Source organism: Marinifilum caeruleilacunae (assembly GCF_013141825.1).
In the GTDB taxonomy this organism is placed as follows: Bacteria; Bacteroidota; Bacteroidia; order Bacteroidales; family Marinifilaceae; genus Marinifilum; species Marinifilum caeruleilacunae.
On record NZ_RZNH01000153.1, the window covers coordinates 1 to 508 of the forward strand.

Annotated in this window: 1 protein-coding gene; it reads left to right on the forward strand. The window is 58.9% G+C overall.

Going from position 1 to position 508, the window contains the following annotated elements:
• Window positions 1-111 precede the first annotated feature (111 nt).
• Window positions 112-508: TraX family protein (locus tag ELS83_RS21850; protein ID WP_249414553.1), on the forward strand; the 397-nt coding region annotated here is incomplete at its 3' end.

The following is a 508-nucleotide window of genomic DNA, read 5'->3' on the forward strand; positions in this document are numbered from 1 at the left end:
ATCGTGAGAAAACGCTTGGGGGCGACTGACGCGCCGGCGGCTTGTCTGCCCCGGCATTCTCCCCGATTAAAATCGGGTACCCTGCCGGGGCGCTGATAAAAGGAAAGGAATATGACAATGTACGAAACCCGCCTCAATGCCGTCGATCGCTGGCTGCAGGGGCTGCTGACCTGGACGCCTGGACAGACGGATATCATCAAAACGGTGGCGCTGGTGCTGATGATTGTCGATCACACCGGTTTGCTGCTGGCCGGGAATAATGAACTCATGCGTCTTCTGGGGAGAGGCTGCTTTCCCCTGTTTGGTCTGGTCTGGGGAATGAACCTGGCGCGCCACGGGGCCATCCGCCAGACACAGCTGAACAGCCTGTGGTGCTGGGCGCTGATCGCCCAGGGCTCCTTTATTCTCATCGGGTACCCGTGGTACATGGGGAATATCCTGTTTAGCTTTGCGGTCACCGGCCAGGCGCTGCGCTGGTTCAGTCTGCAGACCCGCAATGATATTCTGC